The organism is Oleiphilus sp. HI0080 (genome assembly GCF_001635135.1).
In genome coordinates, this window is sequence record NZ_LWFU01000713.1 from 1 (window position 1) to 3,853 (window position 3,853).

General features: G+C 46.6%; 3 protein-coding genes. All 3 read right to left on the reverse strand.

The genetic code is table 11. From position 1 onward, the window contains the following. On the reverse strand, positions 1-2,255 hold a 2,255-nt coding region (locus tag A3751_RS15300), incomplete at its 3' end, for an efflux RND transporter permease subunit (protein WP_068457691.1). Between the two features lie 2 nt (positions 2,256-2,257). Continuing rightward, entirely contained in the window at positions 2,258-3,364 is a 1,107-nt protein-coding gene (locus tag A3751_RS15305; protein ID WP_068457693.1) for an efflux RND transporter periplasmic adaptor subunit, read from the reverse strand. A 37-nt stretch (positions 3,365-3,401) separates the two neighbouring features. Further along, positions 3,402-3,853: DUF2489 domain-containing protein (locus tag A3751_RS15310; protein WP_156492511.1), on the reverse strand; the 452-nt coding region annotated here is incomplete at its 5' end.

Consider the following 3,853-nt stretch of genomic DNA (forward strand, 5'->3'; position numbering starts at 1 on the left):
GGAATAATATCTTCTCCTCTGCGATACTCCGTCAACTCCAGACCACTGAGGCCGGTTTGCAGCGACACAGCGATATCCTCACTGCTAATGCCCGCTCTTCGCGCGCGAGCTTGATCAATGACAACCTCGAATTTTTTACTCTGAATGCCCCAGTCATCAACGATGTTGCGTAACTCAGGAACCGACGCCATCTTGGCCTTAAGTTGGTTGGCACGCTCAAACAAGGTTTCAACGTCATCGGCATACAATCGATACTCAACCGGATTTTTGACCGGGGTACCGTTTTCAATGCGCTTTAGGGTGATTTTTAAGTCAGGGAACGTATTAATCGCAAACTCGTCTAGCGCGCGCATACTCTCATCAATAACACTCTGATCCGACACATTGATGATAAACAAAGAATAATTTGGGCTAGCGGGCTCTGGAGTATGATTGAGCACAAAGCGTGGGCCACCCTGCCCAATGTAAGAAACCCAAGACGTGACTCCTGAGTCTCGCTCTTCGTTGACCTCTAGGTTTTTCTCTAGAAAACGATCGAACAGAGCAGTCATGCTCGCGGTTGCTTCAATATCGGCGCCAATGGGAAACTCAACCTCCATTTTGAAGTAAAGCCGATCCGAAGGCGGGAAGAATATCTTCGGCACCTGCTGCATGAGCAATACCGCTCCGACAAAAGCGCCGGCAATACCAACCAAGACCAAAGAGCGATAGCGCAAGCAGACACGTAAAAATCGCTCATAGCGCTGCTGCCATGCCGATGACTCGCTACCAACGTGATCATCCACCTTTAAGAAATGGACACACAGCATCGGAACGACCGTCATCGAAATAAGCCAAGAGCACAATAGGGTAATTGTCACCACTTTAAATAGTGACGCCGTAAATTCACCCACGGCGGATTCAGCCAAGTAAATCGGTAAAAACGCTGCCGCTGTTGTAAGCGAGGAGGTTAGCAAAGACATTTTCAATTCGTTCGCGGAAGAAAGCGCCGACTCCATTGGCGACTTACCTTCTTTCATTTGCACCAAAATACTTTCCGACATCACAATGCCGTTATCGACGAGCATACCTAGTGCAATAATGAGCGCTGCCAAAGAGATCTGATCTAGGCCAATCTCTAAATTGATCATCACTAAAAGCGCTGCCAGCATGCTAGCCGGAATCAACAGCGAAACAATCAATCCAGTTCTCAGCCCCAAACTAAGCAACATGACTGCTGCGACGACGGCAATTGCCTGCAAAAGGTTTAGAACAAATCCTTTCACTTTGTCATCAACTTCCTTTGGCGAGAAATTCACTACATTGAAATCCACGCCTATCGGATACTCTTGGGATAATCGCGCAAGCTCTCGCTGAACTTGGTTACCCAACTCTATGTTGTTGCCGCCTTCACGCATTGAGATAGCAATACCAATTGCGTCTTCCCCTTTGAACCGCACTAAGGATGAGGGCGGATCGACGTAACCCGATTTAACTCGGGCGATGTCTCTCAAATACACAACATTCTTGCTGCCAGGGATAGGTAATATGGTATTCCCAATGTCATCCACTGTTTCGAAGTTTCCGGATGGCTCGAGCTCTATTCGTTCATTTCCAATGACAATAGAGCCACCCGGAACAATGATATTCCGACTTTTTATCATCGAACTTAAAATAGCGGGAGAGAGGTTCAGCTCAGTCAGTTTTGCGTTGTCATATTCAACAAAGACACGTTCGTCCTGAATCCCGAGCAAATCGATCTTTGCAGCATCCTCTAGGTTTAATAAATCATCTCGCGCATTGTCTGCGATGGTCTTCATCTCGGAGTAGGTATACCCTTCCGCCGTCAACGCAATCACAATGCCATACACGTCGCCAAATTCATCATTGACTACTGGCCCAATAATACCTTCGGGAAGATCCGGGGTAACCGCTTGAATCTTGCGTCTCAGGTCATCCCAAATCGGCCGCATACTGGTGTAGTTTTCTTTAATATTCGCAACAACAATCGATACGCCGGTCTTTGACGTACTCGTAACGAAATCAAGTTCTGGAATCTCTTGAACAACTTGCTCAATCTGGTTAGTTACCAGCTCCTCCATTCTATCGGAAGAGGCGCCAGGTAAGTAAGTGACCACTTGTGCAGCTCGAATAATAAAACCAGGATCATATGCACGAGGAAGATCTTTGAATGCTTGTACGCCTGCGAGCATTAAGACAGCAAATAAAATCCACGTAGTTCGGTTATTGGTGATCGCTGCGTTAGTAAGAGTCACGACTACTGTCCTTTCAGAAGACGCACTTGTTGTCCATCAGAGAGTTTGCTCATCCCCGCTGTAACAACACTTTCTCCACGCTCCAAGCCTGACAAAATCTGCAAACCCGTTGGCAGCACTTCTCCGACTACAACATTTACACGCTTTATGACGCCCACATCAGTTTTGCCAGCATCAGAATCTGGATCTGGCTCTAAGACCCAAACGAACGCTTCTGAGCCGTTACCCATCACACTCTGACTAGGCACAACGATCTCTCCCAAAGCCGCTTTATCGTCAGTATTCTTCTTAGGTGTTGCGGTGACGGTGGTCGTCATCCCTGGGAGAATGGAATACCCATCCACGTTTTCCATGGTTAAGGTCACGGTGTAAGTCTGAGTAACGTCATCCGCGACGGTTGCGATTTCTTTTACGGAAAGTGGGAATTGACGCTCCGGAATGGCATCAAATTGAGCATTTATGTCCAATAACCCTTTTTCTCTCGACGAGTTGACCATCAGTGAAGATGGAATGTCCACTTTCACCTCAAGGCTTGAAAGATCTTGAATCAAAAATATAGTCTGAGAGGCCGATACTTCCTGAAAATTTTCGACAAATCTCTTGGCAATTTGCCCGGAAAATGGCGCCTTCAAGGTCGAATAAGCCACCCGTTTTTCAGCTGAATCGAGATTCGCTTTTGCACTCGCCGCATTGGCGCGCAGTTTATCGTAATCGGCTTTTGAAACATGGCCTCGTTCGACTAATTGTGCGGCTCGCTCGAAATCGGCCTTTGCTCGGCTGTAAGTGGCTTGGGCATCAGCAAGTTGGATTTGAAAGTCATCGTCGTCAAGCGTTGCGAGTACTTGGCCTCGAATCACGGGCATGCCTTCCTTTCCAACAAGCGATTCAAGCTTTCCTGTGACACGGAAGCTCAAAGTTGCTTTTTGATTTGCGTCTACGACACCCGGAAAAGAGCGTCCGGATAATTGATCTGCACTGCCTGCATTAATCGTTCGAACCGTTCTAAGTGGGCTATCGACGCTGGTTTTTGATTCAGAACTACACCCGGAAAAGACCAAAATTGTAGCTAGCAATATCGTGCTGATTGAGCACTGTTTTCGATTAAACATTTTTCTACCTGAAGTGAATATTTGGCCGCCGAATCGATCACTGTGCCTTTTTCGGCAAAGGCATTTCAGCCATTAAGGTATTACAAGCTACCAAAACACGTTCGCGATAGTCATTCTCTACAGCGAATCGTGTTTCATCTAGCTTGTCTAATATTTTTCGGTTTACGGCCTTGCGCTTTTCAAAGCGAGGCATTGACTCGAGGCGTTCATATACCTCGTTAAAGACACCAAGAACCTCATCATGGTGCAGACGGGCATCCAAATGATCCAAAAGAATCTTGACCCTCATGCATCCTTCAGAAATCTCAACCTGCTCGTCAAGCATAGAGGAACAAAGAATACGTATGCTTTCGCGAAGTTTGTCCTGATTAATCTTTGCCTTGGACCTTGCTTCAATAACCGCTTCTTTGTGAGCATCAAGAAAACGAACCTGACGTGCGATCTTTATTGATAACGCAATACAAATCAATGCTCCTAATATTGAGAAAA

Coding starts and splice junctions, on each gene's coding strand:
- A3751_RS15305 (WP_068457693.1), bottom strand. CDS start 3,364: ATGTTTAATCGAAAACAGTGCTCAATCAGCACGATATTGCTAGCTACA.